The sequence below is a fragment of the Streptomyces sp. GB4-14 genome (genome assembly GCF_022696125.1).
GTDB classification, from domain to species: domain Bacteria; phylum Actinomycetota; class Actinomycetes; order Streptomycetales; family Streptomycetaceae; genus Streptomyces; species Streptomyces werraensis.
Genome location: NZ_RZHO01000002.1, coordinates 5,116,135 through 5,137,558, shown reverse-complemented (window position 1 = coordinate 5,137,558; position 21,424 = coordinate 5,116,135). Strand labels below are relative to the sequence as shown.

General features: G+C 71.8%; 19 protein-coding genes. 10 read left to right on the top strand and 9 right to left on the bottom strand.

Features of this window, described 5'->3' with window-relative positions; translation table 11 throughout:
- Positions 1-164: 164 nt before the first annotated feature.
- The 3 genes from ELQ39_RS24655 to ELQ39_RS24645 are packed head-to-tail and all read left to right on the top strand — an operon-like array spanning position 165 to position 2,936.
- Complete coding sequence (locus tag ELQ39_RS24655; RefSeq protein ID WP_225627932.1) at positions 165-1,088, top strand: ABC transporter ATP-binding protein; 924 nt, start codon at positions 165-167, stop codon at positions 1,086-1,088.
- Entirely contained in the window at positions 1,085-1,855 is a 771-nt protein-coding gene (locus tag ELQ39_RS24650; protein WP_225627933.1) for an ABC transporter permease, read from the top strand. The genes ELQ39_RS24655 and ELQ39_RS24650 overlap by 4 nt, the downstream gene beginning before the upstream one ends.
- Before the next feature lie 55 nt (positions 1,856-1,910).
- Positions 1,911-2,936: a COX15/CtaA family protein gene (locus ELQ39_RS24645; RefSeq protein ID WP_242594000.1), complete on the top strand. Its 1,026-nt coding sequence runs from the start codon at positions 1,911-1,913 to the stop codon at positions 2,934-2,936.
- Here ELQ39_RS24645 and ELQ39_RS24640 read toward each other — a convergent pair.
- The 4 genes from ELQ39_RS24640 to ELQ39_RS24625 all read right to left on the bottom strand — a co-directional run bounded on the left by ELQ39_RS24640 (position 2,894) and on the right by ELQ39_RS24625 (position 6,239).
- A complete protein-coding gene (locus ELQ39_RS24640) occupies positions 2,894-3,622 on the bottom strand; it encodes a nucleotidyltransferase domain-containing protein (protein ID WP_242593998.1) in 729 nt (242 codons plus the stop codon). The genes ELQ39_RS24645 and ELQ39_RS24640 overlap by 43 nt on opposite strands.
- A 45-nt stretch (positions 3,623-3,667) precedes the next feature.
- The gene (locus tag ELQ39_RS24635) at positions 3,668-4,774 is read right to left on the bottom strand and encodes an amidohydrolase family protein (protein ID WP_242593997.1); all 1,107 of its coding nucleotides are present in this window, start codon (positions 4,772-4,774) and stop codon (positions 3,668-3,670) included.
- Positions 4,775-4,858: 84 nt separating this feature from the next.
- Complete coding sequence (locus ELQ39_RS24630; RefSeq protein WP_190005156.1) at positions 4,859-5,191, bottom strand: hypothetical protein; 333 nt, start codon at positions 5,189-5,191, stop codon at positions 4,859-4,861.
- Positions 5,192-5,285: 94 nt separating this feature from the next.
- Entirely contained in the window at positions 5,286-6,239 is a 954-nt protein-coding gene (locus ELQ39_RS24625; protein WP_190005157.1) for a heme o synthase, read from the bottom strand.
- A gap of 341 nt (positions 6,240-6,580) precedes the next feature.
- On the opposite strand from ELQ39_RS24625, the gene tkt reads away from it, so the two are divergent.
- The 5 genes from tkt to pgl are packed head-to-tail and all read left to right on the top strand — an operon-like array spanning position 6,581 to position 13,210.
- Complete coding sequence (gene tkt / locus ELQ39_RS24620; RefSeq protein ID WP_242593995.1) at positions 6,581-8,668, top strand: transketolase; 2,088 nt, start codon at positions 6,581-6,583, stop codon at positions 8,666-8,668.
- Between the two features lie 34 nt (positions 8,669-8,702).
- On the top strand, positions 8,703-9,821 hold the full coding sequence (gene tal, locus ELQ39_RS24615; protein WP_242593993.1) for a transaldolase: 1,119 nt from the start codon (positions 8,703-8,705) through the stop codon (positions 9,819-9,821).
- A 4-nt stretch (positions 9,822-9,825) separates the two neighbouring features.
- Positions 9,826-11,349 (top strand): glucose-6-phosphate dehydrogenase, encoded by a 1,524-nt coding sequence (gene zwf / locus ELQ39_RS24610; protein ID WP_190005160.1) that lies wholly within the window; start codon positions 9,826-9,828, stop codon positions 11,347-11,349.
- Positions 11,346-12,428, top strand: coding sequence for a glucose-6-phosphate dehydrogenase assembly protein OpcA (opcA, locus tag ELQ39_RS24605; RefSeq protein WP_225627939.1), 1,083 nt, complete (start codon positions 11,346-11,348; stop codon positions 12,426-12,428). Before zwf ends, opcA begins: the two co-directional genes overlap by 4 nt.
- Positions 12,425-13,210, top strand: a complete 786-nt coding sequence (gene pgl, locus ELQ39_RS24600) for a 6-phosphogluconolactonase (RefSeq protein ID WP_190005162.1) — start codon at positions 12,425-12,427, stop codon at positions 13,208-13,210. Before opcA ends, pgl begins: the two co-directional genes overlap by 4 nt.
- 121 nt (positions 13,211-13,331) lie before the next feature.
- Here pgl and ELQ39_RS24595 read toward each other — a convergent pair whose 3' ends face one another.
- The 5 genes from ELQ39_RS24595 to ELQ39_RS24575 form a co-directional block, all read right to left on the bottom strand.
- Positions 13,332-14,171: a carbohydrate ABC transporter permease gene (locus tag ELQ39_RS24595; RefSeq protein WP_242593991.1), complete on the bottom strand. Its 840-nt coding sequence runs from the start codon at positions 14,169-14,171 to the stop codon at positions 13,332-13,334.
- On the bottom strand, positions 14,168-15,532 hold the full coding sequence (locus ELQ39_RS24590) for an ABC transporter permease (RefSeq protein WP_242593989.1): 1,365 nt from the start codon (positions 15,530-15,532) through the stop codon (positions 14,168-14,170). Before ELQ39_RS24590 ends, ELQ39_RS24595 begins: the two co-directional genes overlap by 4 nt.
- 5 nt (positions 15,533-15,537) lie before the next feature.
- Complete coding sequence (locus tag ELQ39_RS24585) at positions 15,538-16,866, bottom strand: ABC transporter substrate-binding protein (RefSeq protein ID WP_242593987.1); 1,329 nt, start codon at positions 16,864-16,866, stop codon at positions 15,538-15,540.
- Positions 16,867-16,940: 74 nt separating this feature from the next.
- Positions 16,941-18,602, bottom strand: coding sequence for a glycoside hydrolase family 13 protein (locus tag ELQ39_RS24580; RefSeq protein WP_242593986.1), 1,662 nt, complete (start codon positions 18,600-18,602; stop codon positions 16,941-16,943).
- Between the two features lie 143 nt (positions 18,603-18,745).
- Positions 18,746-20,017 carry an ABC transporter substrate-binding protein gene (locus ELQ39_RS24575; RefSeq protein ID WP_242593985.1) on the bottom strand — a complete coding sequence of 424 codons (1,272 nt, stop codon included), beginning with the start codon at positions 20,015-20,017 and terminating at the stop codon, positions 18,746-18,748.
- Between the two features lie 126 nt (positions 20,018-20,143).
- On the opposite strand from ELQ39_RS24575, the gene ELQ39_RS24570 reads away from it, so the two are divergent.
- Together ELQ39_RS24570 and ELQ39_RS24565 are read left to right on the top strand one after the other, a co-directional pair.
- The gene (locus ELQ39_RS24570) at positions 20,144-20,659 is read left to right on the top strand and encodes a PadR family transcriptional regulator (RefSeq protein ID WP_190005168.1); all 516 of its coding nucleotides are present in this window, start codon (positions 20,144-20,146) and stop codon (positions 20,657-20,659) included.
- Positions 20,656-21,408: an ABC transporter ATP-binding protein gene (locus tag ELQ39_RS24565; protein ID WP_190005169.1), complete on the top strand. Its 753-nt coding sequence runs from the start codon at positions 20,656-20,658 to the stop codon at positions 21,406-21,408. The genes ELQ39_RS24570 and ELQ39_RS24565 overlap by 4 nt, the downstream gene beginning before the upstream one ends.
- Positions 21,409-21,424 lie beyond the last annotated feature (16 nt).

Sequence of the window (21,424 nt, the reverse complement as noted above, 5' to 3'; positions counted from 1 at the left end):
CCGGCCGGAGCACCCCGCCGGCCCCGCCCGCACCCCCTCCGACCGGCGCACTTGCCGTTCTGAAGCACATCCGGGACGGTCCGCGCAAGACCGCGTCTCCCGTCCCGCCGGCTTCCCGCACCCCCGGGCCTGGGCCCCCCGGAAGCTCCCTAGACTCATGACCCATGCGAAGTGAGCCCGTGGTCCAGGTGCAGTCCCTGGTGAAGCGGTACGGCACGAAGACCGCGGTGGACGGCCTCGACCTGGCGGCCCGGCAGGGCGTGACCGCCGTGCTCGGCCCCAACGGAGCGGGCAAGACGACCACGGTCGAGATCTGCGAGGGGTACCGGCGGCCGGACTCCGGCACGGTGCGCGTCCTGGGTCTCGACCCGGTCCGCGAGTCGGCGGCGCTGCGGCCCCGCGTCGGCGTGATGCTCCAGTCCGGAGGCGTGTACGCGGGGGCGCGGGCGGACGAGATGCTGCGCCACGTGGCGAAGCTGCACGCGCGTCCGCTGGACGTGGACGCGCTGATCGAGCGCCTGGGCCTCGGCTCCTGCGGCCGCACGTCCTACCGGCGGCTGTCCGGCGGGCAGCGGCAGCGGCTCGCGCTGGCGATGGCCGTGGTGGGCCGCCCGGAGCTGGTGTTCCTGGACGAGCCGACCGCCGGCCTCGACCCGCAGGCCCGGCACGCCACCTGGGACCTGGTCCGCGACCTGCGCGACGACGGCGTCTCCGTCGTCCTCACCACGCACCACATGGACGAGGCCGAGCAGCTCGCCGACGACGTGGCGATCATCGACGCCGGCCGGGTCGTCGCCCAGGGCTCCCCCGAGGAGCTGTGCCGGGGCGGCGCCGAGAACACCCTGCGTTTCTCCGGGCGGCCGGGGCTGGACGTGGCGTCCCTGCTGAAGGCGCTGCCCTCGGACGCGTCGGCCGCCGAGGTGACTCCGGGCTCGTACCGGGTCACCGGCAAGGTCGACCCGCAGCTGCTCGCCACGGTGACCTCCTGGTGCGCGCAGCACGGTGTCCTGCCGGACCGGATCTCGGTGGAGCGCCACACCCTCGAAGACGTCTTTTTGGAGCTGACCGGCAAGGAGCTGCGTTCGTGACGGCCACCGGGACCTACTCTCCGCAGCCGGGCGCGGCGCCGCTGGCCCGCATGATCGCCGCGCAGGCGGTCCTCGAGACGAGGATGCTGCTGCGCAACGGCGAGCAGCTGCTGCTCACCGTGATCATCCCCACCCTGCTGCTGGTGCTGTTCAGCACCGTCGACGTGGTGGACACCGGTGAGGGCGCGGCGGTGGACTTCCTCGCGCCCGGCGTCCTCGCGCTCGCGGTGATGTCGACCGCGTTCACCGGGCAGGCCATCGCGACCGGCTTCGAGCGCCGCTACGGCGTGCTGAAGCGGCTCGCCGCCTCCCCGCTGCCGCGCTGGGGCCTGATGACCGCCAAGACGCTGTCGGTGCTGGTCACCGAGGTGCTCCAGGTGGTCCTGCTGACGGTGATCGCGCTGATGCTCGGCTGGGACCCGCAGGGCGGCGCCCTCGCGGTGGTCGCGCTGCTGGCGCTGGGCACGGCCGCCTTCTCCGGGCTCGGTCTCCTCATGGCCGGCACGCTCAAGGCGGAGGCGACCCTCGCCGCCGCCAACCTGGTCTTCCTGCTGCTGCTCGTCGGCGGCGGGGTCGTCGTGCCGCTGGACAAGTTCCCCGAGGCGGCGCAGGACGTGCTCGGCCTGCTGCCCGTCGCCGCGCTGTCGGAGGGCCTGCGGGACGTCCTCCAGCACGGTGCCGGGATGCCCTGGGCCGACCTGGGGATCCTCACCGCGTGGGCGGTCGCGGGACTCGCGGCGGCCGGCGCGTTCTTCCGCTGGGAGTAGGTGCGTGATGACCGGGACCGACCCTCGTGAAAGCGTGCACAAGCGGCGGCCTACGATGGGACGCGTGCCAAACGTGACCCGCGCCGACGCCCAGGCGGCCCTGCGTAACCCGCTCGCCTTCATCGCCGCCCGCTGGACCCCGGCCCCCCGGACCGTCCGCCGCGCGGCCCTCGCCGCGCTCGTGATGTCGGTGGTCATCGTGGTCACCGGCGGCGCGGTGCGGCTGACCGGCTCCGGACTGGGCTGCCCGACCTGGCCCAAGTGCACCGAGGACTCGCTCACGACCACCAGCGAGATGGGCCTGCACGGCGTCATCGAGTTCGGCAACCGCCTGCTGACCTACGTGCTCTGCGCCGCCGTCGGCTGGGCGATCGTCGCCGCGCGCTCGCAGAAGCCGTACCGGCGCAGCCTCACCCTGCTGGGCTGGACGCAGTTCTGGATCGTGATGGGCAACGCCGTCCTCGGCGGCATCGTGGTGCTGGTCGGCCTGAACCCGTACACGGTCGCGGCGCACTTCCTGCTGTCCTCGGCGCTGATCGCGGTCGCCACGGTGATGTGGCAGCGCACCCGCGAGGGCGACGCCGAGCCGCGGCCGCTGGTCGGCAAGGCCGTGCAGCAGCTGGTGTGGTTCCTGGTGGCCGCGTCCGTGCTGCTGATCGCGGCCGGCACGGTGGTCACCGGAGCGGGGCCGCACGCGGGTGACTCCAGCGAGGTCCCGCGAATGCCGCTGGACTGGGAGACGGTCACCAAGCTGCACGCCGTGCTGGCGTGGATCGTGGTGACCCTGACCTTCGCCCTGTGGTTCGTGCTGAAGGCCGTCGACGCCCCCAAGGAGCCACTGGCCCGTACCCGTGAGCTGTTCCTGATCCTGCTGGCGCAGGGCGTGATCGGCTACGTGCAGTACTTCACCGACCTGCCCGAGGTCCTGGTCGGCGCGCACATGTTCGGCTCGTGCGTGATGTGGATCTGGGTGCTGCGCGTCCTGCTGTCCCTCCGGGAGCGCCCCGATCCGGCCCCGCAGCCGTCGGCCGTCCCGGCTCAGGAACCGGCCACCAGCGCGTCGATCGCCGGCCCCAGGTAACCCCTCACCAGCGCGGCACGCCGGCTCGGGTCGGCGGCGACAGCCCTGCCGTACCGGCGTGCGCGGACGTCCTCGACGACCTCCTCGGGCGCGCCCAGGCCGGGCAGCATGTCCAGCGCCTCCCGCTTGCTGATCAGCCGGCCCTCCCGGAGGGTGACGGTGGCCCGCGCGAAGGTCAGCAGGCCCAGGTCGACCCACACGTCCCGGGTCCAGAGGTCCGCCCTGTCCACCATGGGCCGCCAGTAGTCGCGCTGGTCCCGCAGCACGAACGCGGCGAGCTCACCGTCCGGCACCGGCGGCAGGACGTCCGCGGGCGGCGCGCCGTGCAGCACCCGGCCCGACGTGTGCAGCTCGGTCCGGGTGACGGGGGTGACGGGACGCCGCAGCAGCCGCTCGTGCGCCCAGGTGAGGTGGCGCCGCTCCGAGTCGGCGGCCGTGTCCGGGCTCAGGTACGTGCAGTGGAGTCCGCCCGCCAGGGGTTCGGCGCGCAGCCGGTTGTGCAGGACGGCCACCCGCCACACGGCGCCGGGGCCCGGCGGATGCGGCAGGACGGCGATCAGGTCGAGGTCGCTGCGGCCCTCCACGTAGTCGCCGGCGGCCAGGGAGCCGTGTGCCCACACGGCGAGCGGGGAGAGGGGCGCGAGCCCGGCGAGGAAGCGGCCGAACAGGGCGTCGGTCTGCTGCATCCGGCCAGTCTCCCCCCGCCCGCTCCCCCGCACGGCGTCTTTCGGTCAGCTCAGCCCGTACACCCGTGCCGCGTTGCCTGAGGCGATCATCGTGGCGACGCGCCGGGCGTCGTCCAGGGACCAGGCCCCCTCGGAGACCCAGCCGCCGAGGACCCGGGCGAGGGCCTCGCGGAAGAGGTGGGCGCCGACGACGTGCAGCTCGGGCAGGCCGCGGGCGCCGCTGGAGAAGAGGATCTTGCCGAAGGGGGCCAGCTCCAGCACCTCCGCGAGGACGGTCGCCGCGCGGGCGCCGGTGCGGACCAGGGCAGCGCCGCAGTCGGCGTAGACGTGCGGGAAGACGCCCGCGAGATGGGCGGCGTGCCGGTGGTACGGGTAGCCGTGCAGCAGCACCAGGTCGGTGCCGAGCCCGGCGGTGGCCCGGACGAAGTCGGAGAGCAGCACCGGATCGGTGCGGTCGACGCGCGCGCCCGGGGCGCCCAGCCCGGCGTGCAGCTGGAGCGGCAGTCCCGAGGCGACGGCGATCCACAGGAGATGGCGCAGCAGCACCGGGTCGGTCAGCGGGTCCCCCGCGCCGCGCGCGGCCAGCCAGCGTCCGGCCGCGCCGCGCACCGCCCCCGCCTCGGGCGGCTCGGGGGCGAGCGCGAGACCGTGGCGCAGTCCGGCGACGGAGGTGAAGGCGACGGCGTGCGCGGCGGCGCCGTGCACCGACTCGGCGAGATTGGCGAGGAAGGACTCCACGGTGCCGGAGGTGTCGGCGACCTGTTCGGCGAGCTGCTCCAGGCGGACGATCTCGTGCGCCTCGGCCTGGCCGGCGCGGGCCAGCTCGCCGGGGTCGGTGAGGTCGCCGGGCAGACCGGTGTCGACGAGGTAGGCGGTGATGCCGCTGCCGCGCAGCAGCCGGCGGCCCGCCTCGGCCGTGCCCAGCTCACGGCGGCGGGCGAGATAGCGGGCCGGCGTGCAGTGCGGTTCCAGGCCGAGCAGCGGCGGGCACCAGCGGCGCACCGCGAACCCGGTCTGGGTGTCGAAGAGGGTGGTGCCGGGCGCCGGCGGTCCCTCGGTACGGGCCAGCTGGGCCTCGAACGTGCCGAGGCCCAGCTCCGTGCGCAGTACGCCGTGGCAGTACTGGTCCACGAGGGACGGCGGGTCGATCATCTCCGGGCTCTCCCCGTGTGGACGCTGGCGCTGCCTACACGTCCTAACGGGTGAACCGGGGAAGAGGTGTTGCCCGTGGGGCGGTCAGTCGTTGGAGGGGCCGCCGACCTGGATGCCCGCCATGCGGCTCCACTCGTACGGGCCGGTCCTCACCTTGGCGGCGAAGTCGCCGTCGAACTGCTCGCGCACGGTGATGCCCGCCTTCTCGACGGCCAGCCGGGCGATCTCCATGGAGGGCGCGTGGACGTCCCCCCAGGCGCCGTCCTCACCGACGAGGACGATGCGGGCGCCGCGCTGTCCGAGGTACTCCACGTGTCCCTCGGCGCCGCCGTGCTCCTTGGCGTAGCCGCCGATCCGCTTGGCGAGCCGGGCCGCCTTCTGCCCGTCCTTCGGGTCCACCTGCTGCGTGTCTGCCATGAGCAGGATGCTACCGACGGGTAGATCGAACGGCGACGGGCGGGGTCCGTGGCCTTGGCCACGTGCCCCGCCCGTCGGCGTACGCATGCGGGTCTCAGCGCAGGAAGGGATCCACCGCGATGGCGACGAAGAGCAGCGAGACGTAGGTGATGGACCAGTGGAAGAGGCGCATCTCCTTGAGCTTGGCGCCCGTCACCTCGGCCTTGGCGCGGTTCAGCAGCGCGTGCGCCTCCCACAGCCACCAGCCGCCGGCCGCCAGGGCGACCGCGGTGTAGAACCAGCCGGTGTAGCCCATCGGGGTGAGCAGCAGCGACACGCCGACCATCACCCAGCTGTAGACGACGATCTGCTTGGCGACCGCCTTGTTGCCGGCGACGACCGGCAGCATCGGCACGCCCACGCGCGCGTAGTCCTCCTTCACCTTCATGGACAGCGGCCAGTAGTGCGGCGGCGTCCAGAAGAAGATGACGAGGAAGAGGACGACCGGGGCCCAGGACATCGAGTTGGTGACGGCGGACCAGCCGATCAGCACCGGCATGCAGCCGGCGATGCCGCCCCACACGATGTTCTGCGCCGTGCGGCGCTTGAGGATCATCGTGTAGACGACGACGTAGAAGAGGAGCGCGCCGAGGGACAGCCAGGCGGACAGCCAGTTGACGGTCAGGCCGAACAGCAGCGTGGAGACGACCGCCAGGGTGATGCCGAAGACCAGGGCCTCGCGCGGGCTGACCATGCCGGTCACCAGCGGCCGCTGCGAGGTGCGGTCCATCAGCGCGTCGATGTCGCGGTCGATGTACATGTTGAGCGCGTTGGCGCCGCCGGCCGACAGGTAGCCGCCGACGCAGGTCAGCAGCACGAGCGTCAGGTCGGGCACGCCCTGCTGCGCCAGGAACATCACCGGGACGGTGGTGATGAGCAGCAGTTCGATGATCCGCGGCTTGGTGAGAGCCACGAATGCCGTCACACGGGCCCGGAACGGCCGATGCGCAGGGCTCTGACTCGTCCCCAAAACCCCCGCCGGGCGGGATTCAACGGCCGTCACGCACACCCCTACAGAGACATCCCAGCGAGCCGTTCCCTGTGAAGTGCGGGTAAAGGCTCGCGCGTACCACGCCACTCTAGACGTTGCCCAGACCCCGGCATTCGCGGGGGTCCGGTCGTGTTGGCGGACCCCTCTCCGAGGTGCGTCCCGAAGCTCGATTGAGCACGCGGATGAGCGGCTCCGTATTCATCTGCCGAATGCGGAAACTCACCGGTCAGGAGGCGCATCCCGGAGAGTGCCCGCACTCTGGAACGACCCGGAAAAAGGCGCGTCCTACGGGGGTAGGCTCGACCACGCCGGTGGGCAGTCACCGGCATCCGACATGTGGAGAGGAGCCCTGACTCAGGGTGAGCACCAAGCCGACCACCACAGACCTCGAGTGGACCGAGTTGGACCAGCGGGCCGTCGACACCGCCCGCGTCCTGGCCGCCGATGCCGTACAGAAGGTCGGCAACGGCCATCCGGGTACGGCGATGAGCCTGGCGCCTGCCGCCTACACCCTCTTCCAGAAGGTGATGCGGCACGACCCGGCGGACGCCGACTGGGTCGGGCGTGACCGCTTCGTGCTGTCCGCCGGCCACTCGTCCCTGACCCTCTACACCCAGCTCTACCTGGCCGGCTTCGGCCTGGAGCTGGACGACCTGAAGTCCTTCCGCACCTGGGGCTCGAAGACCCCGGGCCACCCGGAGTACGGGCACACCACGGGTGTGGAGACCACGACCGGCCCGCTCGGCCAGGGTGTCGCCAACGCGGTGGGCATGGCGATGGCCGCCCGCTACGAGCGCGGGCTGTTCGACCCGGAGGCCCCCGTCGGGGAGTCGCCGTTCGACCACTACGTCTACTGCATCGCCGGTGACGGCTGCCTCCAGGAGGGCATCTCCGCCGAGGCGTCCTCGCTGGCCGGGCACCAGAAGCTCGGCAACCTGATCCTGCTGTGGGACGACAACCACATCTCGATCGAGGGCGACACCGAGACGGCCGTCTCCGAGGACACGGTCAAGCGGTACGAGGCGTACGGCTGGCACGTGCAGCGCGTGGCCCCGAAGCCCGACGGGGACCTGGACCCGAACGCGATCTACGACGCGATCCAGGAGGCGAAGAAGGTCACCGACCGGCCGTCCTTCATCGCCATGCGGTCGATCATCGCCTGGCCCGCGCCGAACGCGCAGAACACCGAGGCCGCGCACGGCTCGGCGCTCGGCGACGACGAGGTGGCGGCCACCAAGCGGGTTCTCGGCTTCGACCCGGAGAAGACCTTCGAGGTCGCCGACGAGGTCATCGCGCACACCCGCAAGGCGCTGGAGCGCGGCCAGGCCGCGCGCGCCGTGTGGGAGAAGTCCTTCCAGCAGTGGCGGGACAACAACCCGGAGCGCGCCGCCGAGTACGACCGCATCGCCGCGGGCGAGCTGCCCGAGGGCTGGCAGGACGCGCTGCCGGTGTTCGAGCCGGGCAAGGGCGTCGCCACCCGCGCCGCCTCCGGCAAGGTGCTGCAGGCGCTCGGCGCGGTGATCCCGGAACTCTGGGGCGGCTCGGCCGACCTCGCCGGCTCCAACAACACCACGATCGACAAGACGTCGTCCTTCCTCCCGGCGGACAACCCGCTGCCGGAGGCGAACCCGTACGGCCGCACGATCCACTTCGGCATCCGCGAGCACGCCATGGCCGCGGAGATGAACGGCATCGCTCTGCACGGCAACACCCGCATCTACGCCGGCACCTTCCTGGTGTTCTCGGACTACATGCGCAACGCCGTCCGTCTGTCGGCGCTGATGCACCTGCCGGTGACGTACGTGTGGACGCACGACTCCATCGGTCTCGGCGAGGACGGCCCGACCCACCAGCCGGTCGAGCACCTCGCGTCGCTGCGCGCCATCCCGGGCCTGAACGTGGTCCGCCCGGCCGACGCGAACGAGACCGCGATCGCCTGGCGCGAGATCCTCAAGCGCTGGACAAAGGAGTTCGGCAAGGGCGCCCCGCACGGTCTGGCGCTCACCCGTCAGGGCGTGCCGACGTACGAGCCCAACGAGGACGCGGCCCGCGGCGGCTACGTGCTGTTCGAGGCCGAGGGCGGCGAGCCCGAGGTCGTCCTGATCGCCACCGGTTCCGAGGTGCACGTCGCCGTCGAGGCGCGTGAGCGGCTCCAGGCCGACGGCGTGCCGACGCGCGTGGTGTCCATGCCCTCCGTGGAGTGGTTCGAGGAGCAGGACCAGGGGTACCGGGACAGCGTCCTGCCGCCGTCCGTGAAGGCGCGTGTGGCCGTCGAGGCGGGGATCGGCCTCACCTGGCACAAGTACGTGGGCGACGCCGGCCGCATCGTCTCGCTGGAGCACTTCGGCGCCTCCGCCGACGGCAAGGTGCTGTTCCAGGAGTACGGCTTCACCGCCGACAACGTGGCCGCCGTCGCACGGGAATCGATCGCCGCCGCCCGGCGCTGACGCTCATATACGACACGTAGGAGATGGAATTTCCATGACAGACGCACTGAAGCGCCTTTCCGACGAGGGCGTCGCGATCTGGCTGGACGACCTGTCGCGCAAGCGGATCACGTCCGGCAACCTGGCGGAGCTGATCGACCAGCAGCACGTCGTGGGCGTCACCACCAACCCGACGATCTTCCAGAAGGCGATCTCCGAGGGCGACGGCTACGACACGCAGCTCACCGACCTCGCGGCCCGGAAGGTGACCGTCGAGGAGGCCATCCGGATGATCACCACGGCGGACGTCCGTGACGCCGCCGACATCCTGCGCCCGGTCTTCGACGCCACCGACGGCCAGGACGGCAGGGTGTCCATCGAGGTGGACCCGCGCCTGGCGCACGACACCCGCGCGACGGTCGCCGAGGCCAAGCAGCTCGCCTGGCTGGTGGACCGGCCGAACACCCTCATCAAGATCCCGGCGACCGAGGCGGGCATCCCGGCCATCGCCGAGGTCATCGGCCTGGGCATCAGCGTCAACGTCACGCTGATCTTCTCCCTGGAGCGCTACCGCAAGGTGATGGACGCGTTCCTGACCGGCCTGGAGAAGGCCGAGGCCCGCGGCCTGGACCTGTCGAAGATCCACTCCGTGGCGTCCTTCTTCGTGTCCCGCGTGGACACCGAGATCGACAAGCGGATCGACGCGCTCGGCACGGACGAGGCCAAGGCGCTGCGCGGCAAGGCCGCCATCGCCAACGCGCGCCTGGCCTACCAGGCGTACGAGGAGGTCTTCTCCACCGACCGCTGGGCCGCGCTGGAGCGCGAGGGCGCCAACAAGCAGCGTCCGCTGTGGGCGTCCACCGGTGTGAAGGACAAGGCGTACAAGGCGACGATGTACGTCGACGAGCTGGTGGCGCCGAACACGGTGAACACCATGCCGGAGGCGACGCTGTTCGCCACCGAGGAGCAGGGCGACATCCGGGGCGACACGGTCTCCGGCACCTACGAGCAGGCGCGCGCCGACCTGGACGCGATCGAGCGGCTCGGCATCTCCTACGACGAGGTCGTGCAGCTTCTGGAGGACGAGGGCGTCGACAAGTTCGAGGCGTCCTGGAACGACCTGCTGAAGTCGACCGAGGCGGAGCTCCAGCGCCTCGCCCCCTCGGAGGGCTGAGACCTTGTCGAGCAGCAATCCGCTGCGTGACCCGGCGGACCGACGGCTCCCGCGTATCGCGGGGCCGTCGGGCCTGGTCATCTTCGGCGTCACGGGTGACCTGTCGCGCAAGAAGCTGATGCCGGCCGTGTACGACCTCGCCAACCGGGGGCTGCTGCCGCCGGGCTTCTCGCTGGTGGGCTTCGCCCGCCGGGAGTGGGCGAACGAGGACTTCGCGCAGGAGGTCCACGACGCGGTCAAGGAGCACGCCCGCACCCCCTTCCGTGAGGAGGTCTGGCAGCAGCTCATCCAGGGCATGCGCTTCGTGCAGGGCACCTTCGACGACGACGAGTCCTTCGAGCGGCTGCGCGGCACGATCGAGGAACTGGACAAGGCGCAGGGCACGGGCGGCAACTTCGCCTTCTACCTGTCGGTGCCCCCGCGGTCCTTCCCGGTGGTCATCCAGCAGCTGAAGAAGCACGGCCTCGCGGACCAGACGGGCGGCTCCTGGCGGCGCGCGGTCATCGAGAAGCCGTTCGGGCACGACCTGAAGTCGGCCGAAGAGCTGAACGCCATCGTCCACGAGGTGTTCGCGCCGGAGCAGGTCTTCCGGATCGACCACTACCTGGGCAAGGAGACCGTCCAGAACATCCTGGCGCTGCGTTTCGCCAACACGATGTTCGAGCCGATCTGGAACCGGTCCTTCGTGGACCATGTGCAGATCACCATGGCCGAGGACATCGGCATCGGCGGCCGGGCCGGCTACTACGACGGCATCGGCGCCGCCCGCGACGTCATCCAGAACCACCTGCTGCAGCTGCTCGCCCTCACCGCCATGGAGGAGCCCGCCTCCTTCGACGCGGACGCGCTGGCCGCGGAGAAGACCAAGGTGCTCGGCGCCGTGCGGCTGCCGAAGGACCTGGGCCGGGACACCGTGCGCGCGCAGTACGCGGCCGGCTGGCAGGGCGGTGCGAAGGTCATCGGTTACCTGGAGGAGGAGGGCATCGACCCGGCCTCCAAGACCGACACCTACGCGGCGATCAAGGTGGGCATCGACAACCGCCGCTGGGCGGGCGTCCCCTTCTATCTGCGCACCGGCAAGCGGCTCGGCCGCCGGGTGACGGAGATCGCGGTGGTCTTCCAGCGTGCTCCGCACTCCCCGTTCGACACCACGGCCACCGAGGAGCTCGGCCAGAACGCCATCGTGATCCGTGTCCAGCCGGACGAGGGTGTCACGGTGCGGTTCGGCTCGAAGGTGCCGGGCACGTCGATGGAGATCCGGGACGTGTCGATGGACTTCGCGTACGGCGAGTCGTTCACCGAGTCCAGCCCGGAGGCGTACGAGCGGCTGATCCTCGACGTCCTGCTGGGCGACTCCAACCTCTTCCCGCGCACGGAGGAGGTCGAGCTGTCCTGGAAGATCCTCGACCCGATCGAGGAGTACTGGGACGCGCACGGCAAGCCGGCCCAGTACCAGGCCGGCACCTGGGGACCCGTCGAGGCGGACGAAATGCTCGAGCGAGACGGACGGAGCTGGCGCCGGCCATGAAGACAGACCTCACGGACACCACGGCCAGCAAGATCAACAAGGCGTTGGTGAAGGCGCGGCGGGCCATAGGCACGCCGGCCGTCGGCATGGTGCTGACCCTGGTCATCGTGACGGACGAGGAGAACGCCTACGACGCCCTGAAGGCGGCCGGTGACGCCTCACGCGAGCACCCCTCGCGGACCCTGGTGGTCATCAAGCGCGTCTCCCGCTCCCCGCGCGACCGGACGCAGTCGCGTCTGGACGCCGAGGTGCGGGTCGGCGCGGACGCCGGCACCGGCGAGACGGTGGTGCTCCGGCTGCACGGCGAGGTCGTCGACCACGCCCAGTCGGTGGTGCTGCCGCTGCTGCTCCCCGACGCCCCGGTGGTGGTGTGGTGGCCGGTCAACGCGCCGCTGGACCCGGCGAACGACCCGCTGGGCGCGCTGGCCCAGCGCCGGGTGACCGACACCTACGCCTGCGAGCAGCCGGTGAAGGAGCTGGCCGCCCGCGCCGACGCCTACACCCCCGGCGACACGGACCTGTCGTGGACCCGCATCACGCCGTGGCGTTCGATGCTGGCCGCCGCGCTGGACCAGGTCGCCTGCCAGGTGCAGGCCGTCGAGGTGGAGGGCGAGGAGTTCAACCCGAGCTGCGAGCTGCTGGCGATGTGGCTCGCCGACCGGCTGGACGTCCCCGTGCGGCGCACCCGTTCCGCGGGGCCGGGTCTCACGGCGGTCCGCATGGACACCGACTGCGGCCCGATCGTGCTGGACCGCGCCGACGGCTCGCTGGCGACGCTGGCCGTCCAGGGCCAGCCGAAGCGGGCGGTGGCGCTCAAGCGCCGGGACACCGCGGAGCTGATCGCGGAGGAGCTGCGCCGGCTGGACCCGGACGACACCTACGCGTCGGCCCTGCGCTACGGCGTGGAGCGGCTGAAGCAGGAGAACGGCGGTGACGCGCCGGCCAAAGGAGAACGGGACGCGGGCGGACGGAACGCCGGGGAACGGGAGGCCGTCCCCGCTCCCGTCGAGTCGGTTGCGAAAGGTCCCGCGGCCGAAGCGACGGCGGAGGCACCGGTGAAGAGGGCGGCGGCGAAGTGAGTACGGCACCCCAGCTGGTCGTGCACCGGGACAAGGAGCTGATGGCGCAGGCCGCGGCGGCCCGGCTGATCACCAGGATCGTGGACGCGCAGTCCTCGCGGGGCGAGGCGTCCGTCGTGCTGACCGGTGGCCGCAACGGCAACGGCCTGCTCGCCGCGCTGGCCGCCGCCCCGGCCCGGGACGCGATCGACTGGTCGCGCCTGGACCTGTGGTGGGGCGACGAGCGGTTCCTGCCCGAGGGCGACCCGGACCGCAACGTCACCCAGGCCCGCGAGGCGCTGCTGGACGCGGTGCCGCTGGACCCGAAGCGCGTGCACGCCATGCCCGCGTCGGACGGCCCGCACGGTTCGGACGTGGAGGCGGCGGCCGCCGCCTACGCGGCGGAGCTGGCCGCGGCGGCGGGCCCGGAGGACCACGGTCCGGTGCCGGTCTTCGACGTCCTGATGCTGGGCGTGGGTCCGGACACGCATGTGGCCTCGCTGTTCCCCGAACTGCCCGCGGTCCGCGAGACGGAACGCACGGTGGTCGGCGTCCACGGCGCCCCCAAGCCCCCGCCCACCCGGGTCACCCTCACCCTCCCCGCGATCCGGGCGGCCCGCGAGGTGTGGCTCCTGGCGGCGGGCGAGGACAAGGCGGAGGCGGCGGCCATCGCCCTCTCCGGCGCGGGCGAGATCCAGGCCCCGGCAGCAGGAGCGTACGGCCGCACCCGCACCCTGTGGCTCCTGGACGCGGCTGCGGCGTCCCAGCTCCCGAGGACGCTGTACCCGCCGGCGACGGCCTGACGTCTCACGTCCGGCCTGCCCGGCGTTTGAGGACAAGGCCCGAAGGGCCGTCAGGGGGCGAGCGGCGCAGCCCCCAGGGATGGGAAGGGGCGGAGGGGCGAAAACCTCCCCGCCCCACCCCCTACTTCACGGACCCCGCCATGACCCCCTGGACGAAGTGCCGCTGGAACGCGAAGAACACCGCCACCGGCACCACCAGCGACAGGAACGCCCCCGGCGCCAGCACGTCCACGTTGCTGCCGAACTGCCGGATCTGCGACTGCAGTTCCACGGTCAGCGGCTGCGACGAACTGTCCGCGAACAGCAGCGCCACCAGCATGTCGTTCCACACCCACAGGAACTGGAAGATGGCGAGGCTGGCGATCGCCGGCCGCCCCACCGGCAGCACCAGCCGGGTGAAGATCCGCCACTCGTTGCCGCCGTCCATCCGCGCGGCCTCCAGCATCTCCTTCGGCATCTCCGCGAAGTAGTTCCGCAGCAGGAACACCGCGAACGGCAGCCCGTACGCCACGTGGAACAGCACCACGCCCGGGATGGTCCCGAACAGGCCGAGCTGGCCGAAGAGTTTGGCGACCGGCAGCAGACCGATCTGCACGGGCACCACCAGCAGCGCCACCACGGCGAGGAACACCGTGTCCCGCCCGGGGAACTCCAGCCAGGCGAAGGCGTATCCGGCGAGCGCGGCGATCACCACGACGAGCACGGTGGTCGGCACCGAGATCAGCACGGTGTTCCAGAACGCCTGCGTGATCCCGGAGTTGTCCAGCAGCGCCGAGTAGTTGTCGAAGGACAGCTGCCCGGGACTGGTGAACACGGTCCACCAGCCGCCCTTCGCGGTGTCCTCCGCGGACCGCAGCGACGACAGGAACAGACCGGCCAGCGGGGTCATCCAGACCAGCCCGATCACCACCAGGAAGGCCTGCACCACCGCGTTGCCCAGGCCGCGACGGATCACGTTCATCGCTGACTCCTCTTGAAGCGGCGGACGTTGAACACCATGGCCGGGACGACCAGGAGCAGCAGCAGGACGCCGAGCGCGCTGCCCAGCCCCTGGTTGTTGCCGCCGCCGAAGGACACCAGCCACATCTGGGTGGCGAGGACGGTCGCGTCCTCCTGCACGGGTCCGGGCGCGATGATGTAGACGAGGTCGAACACCTTCATCACGTTGATCACCAGCGTCACGAACACCACGGTCAGGACCGGCGCGAGCAGCGGGACGGTGATCCTGCGGAAGATCTGCCACTCATTGGCGCCGTCCATCCGCGCCGCCTCCAGCGCGTCCCGGGGCAGCGTGGACAGACCGGCCCCGATCAGCACCATCGCGAACCCGGTCCAGATCCACAGGTACGCCCCGATGATCGCCGGGGTGACCAGCGCCGGGCCGAGCCAGGAGACGCCCTCGTAGGGCGGGGCGAAGTTGTCCGGGGGCAGCTTCAGCGCGTACGCGCCGTCGTCGAGGCCGGTGAAGCGGAAGGAGCCGTCGGACGCGGTGGTGGTGCTCGCGACCGTCTTCCCGTCGCGCACCGCCTCGACGGTCACGCCGGGCAGTCCGCTCTCCTCGCGGTCGACCACGCCCGGCTCCCCTCCTCCGCCGGGCGTGAAGTCCAGGTACACCACGCCGCGCACCTCGTCCGGTGCGGCGGTGTCCGACGCCGCCCCGGACGCGGGTCCGGCCTCGCCGGGCAGGTCCTTGGGGGCCACGCCGACCAGGCCGAGCGCCGCCGTGCCGCCGGGCGAGACGTCCGCGGCGGTGACGTAGGAGCCGTCCGGTTCCCTGGTGAGGCCCTCTCCGTCGCGGGGGCGGGCGGTCGGGTAGGAGGAGCTGCCGGTGAAGGCGTCGTGGACGGAGACGACGGCCGCGTTGAGGACGCCCTTGTCGGGGTCCTCGTCGTAGGCGAGCCGGAAGATGATGCCGGCGGCGAGGAACGACACCGCCATCGGCATGAACAGCAGCAGTTTGAAGGCGGTGGCCCAGCGCACCTTCTCCACCAGCACGGCGAGGATCAGTCCGAGGCCGGTGAGCAGGGTCGGGGCGACCACGACCCAGATGGCCGTGTTGCGGATGGCCTTGAGGGTCGCCGGGTCGCGGAACATCTCGGCGTAGTTCTCGCCGCCGACGAAGTCGGTGCCGGTGGCGTCGAAGAAGCTGCGCCCGACGGAGAACAGCACCGGGTAGACGACCAGCGCGCCGAGCAGCAGCAGCGCGGGGAGCGCGAACAGCAGGGCGACGATCCGGCCGCGCCGGCGCAGGCGCCGCCCGCGCGCGCCGTCGGGGCGCGCGGGGGCGGGCGGGGTCGCCCTTTTCACGACTGTGGCGGTCATGGCCGTCAGTTCCCGTAGGCCTTGGCGGCGGCCTTCTCGAGCTCGGCCGCGGTCTTCTTCGGGTCGGACGGGTCACGCAGGAAGTCCTGGAGGATCTTCCACTCGCCGGCGCCCTTGGTGCCGCCGAAGGCGGCGGGGGCCTGGTCGGACATGTCGAAGCGGACCGAGTCGCCGGCCTTGACCAGGGACTCGGCGGTGGCGCGGGTGACGTCGTCGCCGTAGGAGGACAGGTCGAGCTTCTTGTTCGGGGAGAGGAAGCCGCCGGCCTCGGCCCAGACGGCCGCGGCCTCGGGGCTCGCCAGGTACTCGACGAGCGCCATGCCGGCCTCGCTGTTCTTGCCGTCCTTGAGGACGACGGCCGCGTCGCCACCGCTGACCACGGGCGCCTCACCGCCGCCGACCGGCGGGAACGGGAAGAAGTTCGCGTCGGTGCCGATGGTCCGGCCGAACTGGTCCTTGGCGACGCCGGCCACGAAGTCGCCCTCGTACACCATGGCGGCCTCGGCCTTCGGTCCGAAGACCTTCTCCACCGAGCCGGGGAAGTCGGTGTTCAGGGCGCCCTTCTGGCCGCCCGCGATGAGCTGCTTGTCCTTGAACAGCTTGCCGAGGGTGGTGAGCGCGTCGACCACGGTCGGGTCGGTCCACTTGATCTCGTGGGCGGCGAGGGCGTCGTACTTCTCGGGTCCGGCCTGGGAGAGGTAGACGTTCTCGAACCAGTCCGTGAGGGTCCAGCCGTCCTGGCCGGCGACGGAGAAGGCGGCGAGCCCGGAGTCGGATATGGTCCGGCCGTTCTTCAGCATCTCGTCGTAGGACCTGGGCTCGGCGACTCCGGCCTGCTCGAGCGCCTCGGGGCTGTACCAGACGGTCGACTTGTGGGCGGCCTTGAAGTAGAGGCCGTACAGGGTGCCGTCGACGCTGCCGTAGTTCTGCCACACCTCGGCGAAGTTGGCGCCGACGGCGGACTGCACCTTCTTGTCCAGCGGCTTCAGCCAGCCCTGCCCGGCGAACTGCTTGAGCACACCGACCTGCGGGACCATCACGACGTCGGGGGCGTTGCCGCCTTCGATCTTGCTGCCCACGACGGTGGAGACGTTGTCTCCGGTGGAGACGAACTGGGTCTTGGCTCCGGTCTTCTCGGTGAAGGCGTCGAGCACCTTCTGGAAGTTCTTCTGCTCGCTGCCGGACCAGACACCGGCCACGGTGACGGTCTGGCCGCCGAGCGCCTTGTCGCCGCCGCCGGCCGCGACGGGCTCGCCGCCTCCGCAGGCGGTCGCGCCGAGCGCGAGGACGAGGGCGGTGCATCCGGCGAGCAGGGTGGTACGTCGTCGCATCATCATCGATGTCCCTTCGGGAGAACGGGGTTGGCCGGGGCGTGCTTCTCGGACGGGTGTCGGCCGAGGTGTGCTTCTCAGGAGCCGTCGATCCACCAGGCGGCGGTGGAGCCGGGGAGCTCCCCGGGCCGGCAGGGACCGCTGGAGAGCAGCGGGGTGCCGGGGACCGGGGCGGGTACGGGCGCGGTGCCGAAGTTGACGGCGCAGACGAGGTCGTCGCCGCGGGCGAAGGCGAGGACGCCGGGCTGGGTGTCCAGCCAGCGCAGCGTGCCCTCGCCCAACTGCTGCAGGGCGGAACGCAGTTGCAGGCCGTCGCGGTAGAGGTGCCAGGAGGAGCGGGTGTCGGCGAGGGCGCGGTGGGTGGCGTACTCGGCGAAGTACTCGGGCTGCGGCAGCCAGGGCTTGGCGCCCTCGGCGCCGGAGGTGAAGCCGAACGGCGAGGCCTGTCCGGACCAGGGCAGCGGCACCCGGCAGCCGTCGCGGATGCGGGCGCGGCTGCCGGTGCGCCGGAAGATGGGGTCGGTGAGCACGTCGTCGGGCAGGTCGACGACCTCCGGCAGGCCCAGCTCCTCGCCCTGGTAGATGTACGCGGCGCCGGGCAGCGCCAGCATCAGCAGAGCGGCGGCGCGGGCGCGGGCGGCGCCGAGTCCGCTGCCCTCGGCGGGTTCGCCGTAGCGCGTGACGGTGCGCACCTGGTCGTGGTTGTTGAGCACCCAGGTGACCGTGGAGCCGGTGCCGGCGATGTCCTGCATGGCCTCGGAGATGACCTTGCGGAAGGCGTCGGCGTCCCAGGGCGCGCCGAGCAGGTCGAAGAAGAACGCCTGGTGGAGCTCGTCCGGACGGACGTACTTGGCGTGCTCGCGGGCGGAGGGCACGGATACCTCGCCGACCAGGAGTCGCTCGCGGCCGTCCCGGGCGGTGTACTCCTCGCACACCGCGCGCCAGTGCCGCCACACGTCGTGCACCTCGGGCTGGTTCCAGGCGAGGGGGTTGACCGAGTCGCGCGTGCGGGCGTCGGCCTCGGGGTCCGGGGAGTCGGGCAGTTCGGGGTGCTTGAAGAGTCCCGCGGCGACGTCGATGCGGAAGCCGTCGACGCCCCGGTCCAGCCAGAACCGCAGGACCTGGTCGAACTCGTCGGCGACCTCGGGGTTGCGCCAGTTCCAGTCGGGCTGCTCGGGCGTGAACATGTGCAGGTACCACTGGCCGGGGCGGCCGTCCGCCTCGGTGACGCGGGTCCAGGCGGGGCCGCCGAACATGGCGTGCCAGTTGTTGGGCGGCTCGCTGCCGTCGGGGCCGCGGCCGTCGGCGAAGTGGAAGCGGGCGCGCTCGGGGCTGCCGGGTGCGGCGGCCAGGGCCTCACGGAACCACGGGTGCTCGCTGGAGCAGTGGTTGGGCACGATGTCGAGCAGCACCCGGATGCCGAGGCGGTGGGCGGAGGCCACCAGCCGGTCGAACTCGTCGAGGTCGCCGTAGACCGGGTCGACGTCGCGGTAGTCGGCCACGTCGTAGCCGTGGTCGTGCTGGGGCGAGGGGTAGAACGGGCTGAGCCATATCCCGTCCACGCCGAGCTTTCTCAGGTACGGGAGTCCCGCCCTGACTCCGGCGAGATCGCCGATGCCGTCCCCGGTGCTGTCCAGAAAGCTGCGGACGTACACCTGGTAGATCACCGCGTCACGCCACCAATGGTGCCTGTTCACCCCAAATGAACCTGTCTGTGAGGAGCGCTGCTTGTTATGCATGCATGTTAGGTAGCGGTGAACAGCCGGTGTCAATGAACGTGCGTAAGCGACCGGGATGTTACGCGGTACAGGCCAGGGCGAAGGGGGGCGATTCGGACGCGAACGAGATGTGCGCGTTACCTAACAAGTAACTAGGAACGGGGTCAGCGGGAGGAGACGGCGGCCAGTTCCGCCGCCAGCCGGCGCACCGCGGCCTCGGGCGTCTGCCGCCCGCTCATCGCGTCGTGCACGACCGCCTGCACCACCAGGCTCACCTGGTCGTAGCGCGGGCTCTTGGGCCGCGGCGCGGCGGCCAGCACGCTCTCGCGCAGGGTCGGCAGGTACGGGAAGCGGCGGACCAGCTCCGGGTCGTCGTAGAGATCGGCCCGCACGGGCGGCAGCGCGCCGCGGGTGAGCACCTGGCGCTGCACCCGCTCACCGGTGAGGTACGCGAGCAGGCGGGCGGCGGAGTCGGGATGTTCGGCATGGGTGCTGACGGCCAGGTTGGACCCGCCGAGCACACTGGTCCCGGGGCCGTCCGGTCCCGGCAGGGGCACGGCGCCGACCTTCCCCGCGACCTCCGAGCCCGGGGCGGAGGCGGCGACGTACGCGTAGGGCCAGTTGCGCAGGAAGAGCAGCCGGCCGTCCTGGAAGGCCCGCTTGGACTCCTCCTCCTTGTACGCCAGCGCCTCCCGCGGGATCCAGCCCTCGCGGACCCCGCGGGCCAGGAAGCCGATGCCCTCGCGGGCCGCCCGGGAGTCCACGGTGACGCGTTCGCCCTCGTCGCCGAGGATGGTGCCGCCCGCCGAGTAGACCGCCTCGGCCGCGTTCACGGTGAGCCCCTCGTAGGGGAGGAACTGGCCCGCGTAGCCGTCCAGTCCGCGCGCCGGGGCGAGGGTCTTCGCGGCCCGCTCCAGTTCGGCCCAGGTGCGCGGCGGCGGGACGCCCGCCTCGTCGAGGACGTCCTTGCGGTACAGCAGCAGCCCGGCGTTGGTCACGTACGGGACGGCGTAGAGCCGGTCGTCGTAGGTGGCCGTGTCGACGACCCGCGGCAGGAACGTGTCCAGCGGGAACCGGTCGCGGGGCAGCGGGCGGATCCAGCCGGCGGCGGCGAACTCCGAGGTCCAGCTGACGTCGATGTTCAGCACGTCGAAGCGGCCGCCCTCGCCGGCCCGCAGATCGGTGATCATCTGCGCGCGGGTCTCGTCGGCGGAGTCGGGCAGTTCGACGAGGGTGACCTCCTCGCCGGGGTGGGTGCGGTTCCAGCCGTCGAGGACGGAGCCGAGGTAACCGGTGAGGTCCCCGGCGGTGGCCAGGGTGAGCGGCCCGCGCCCGTCCCCGGGGCCCTCGTCGGCGCTCGCTCCGGAGGCGACGTAACCGGTCAGAACGACGATCAGGACGAGAAGGCCCCTACCCGCGGCATGGATCCACCGCATAGGTTCCTCCCTGTACACCGGCACCCGGGCACCCTTGCCGGGGTCAGAGGCCATGTATACCCGTTAGGTATGGGCGATACTAGGTCCTGCGGCACATTACCCAGGAGCGCGAGGAGGAGAGCACGAGTGCGGCTGCCCCTCCTGGCGCTGCTCGCCCGCGGCCCGGCGCACGGTTACGAGCTCAAGCAGGACCTTGAGCAACTGCTGGGCGCCGCGTACCCTCAGCCGAACGTCGGCCAGATCTACGTCACCCTCGGCCGCCTCGAGAAGACGGGGCTGATCGAGGGCGAGGCCATCGAGCAGTCGAGCCGGCCGAACAAGAAGGTCTACCACCTCACCGAGGCCGGGCACGAGGCGCTGCGCGCCTGGTACGAGGAGACGGCGGACGAGCCGCGGGTGCGGGACGAGTTCTTCATGAAGCTGGCCCTGGCCCCGCAGACCGGTCTGGCGGACCAGATCTCCCTGATCAACCGCCAGCGCCGCCAGTATCTGAACACCATGCGGCAGCTGTCGAAACTGGCCGCCGCCGAGGACCGGGACAACCGCATCTCCCATCTGCTGATCGAGGGCGCGATGCTGCACCTGCAGGCCGATCTCGACTGGCTGGAGCGGTGTCAGGAAGAGCTGGAGGAGCTTCGGTGAGTGAGAGCGACGCTCCCCTGCTGCGCGCCGAAGGCCTGGTCAAGACCCACCACGGCGAGGGCGCCCCGGCACACGCCGTGCGCGGCGTCGACCTGCGGGTGACCCGCGGCGAGTTCGTGGCGGTCACCGGTCCCTCGGGCGCGGGCAAGTCGACGCTGCTGCATCTGCTCGGCGGGCTCCAGCGGCCGGACGAGGGCTCCATCTGGCTGGACGGCGAGCGCGCCGACGGCTGGAGCGAGGCGCGCTGGGCGGTGGAGCGGCGGCGGCGCATCGGAATCGTCTTCCAGTTCTTCAACCTGGTCTCCGACCTGTCGGTGGCGGACAACGTGGAGCTGCCCGCGCTGCTCGCCGGGGTCCCGCCGAAGAAGGCCCGCGCCGGGCGCCGGGAACTGCTCGCCGAGCTGGGCCTCGAGGGCAAGGAGCGGAGCATGCCGGGCGAGCTGTCCGGCGGTGAGCAGCAGCGGGTCGCCCTGGCCCGGGCGCTGGTCAACCACCCTCCGCTGCTGCTGGCCGACGAGCCCGCGGGCAGCCTGGACAGCAGGGGCACGCGTGAGGTGATGCGGCTGCTGTCCCGCTTCCACCAGCGCGGGCAGACGATCCTGCTGGTCACGCACGACGCCCGGCTGGCGAGCGCCGCGGACCGGGTGATCTCGTTCTTCGACGGCCGGATAGCCGACGACGCCACCCTCGACGCGGGCCCGCCCCCGCGCAGGGCCGGCGCGTCCGGCGTGCTGGAGCTCAGGGACTGACATGCGCGTCCACGAC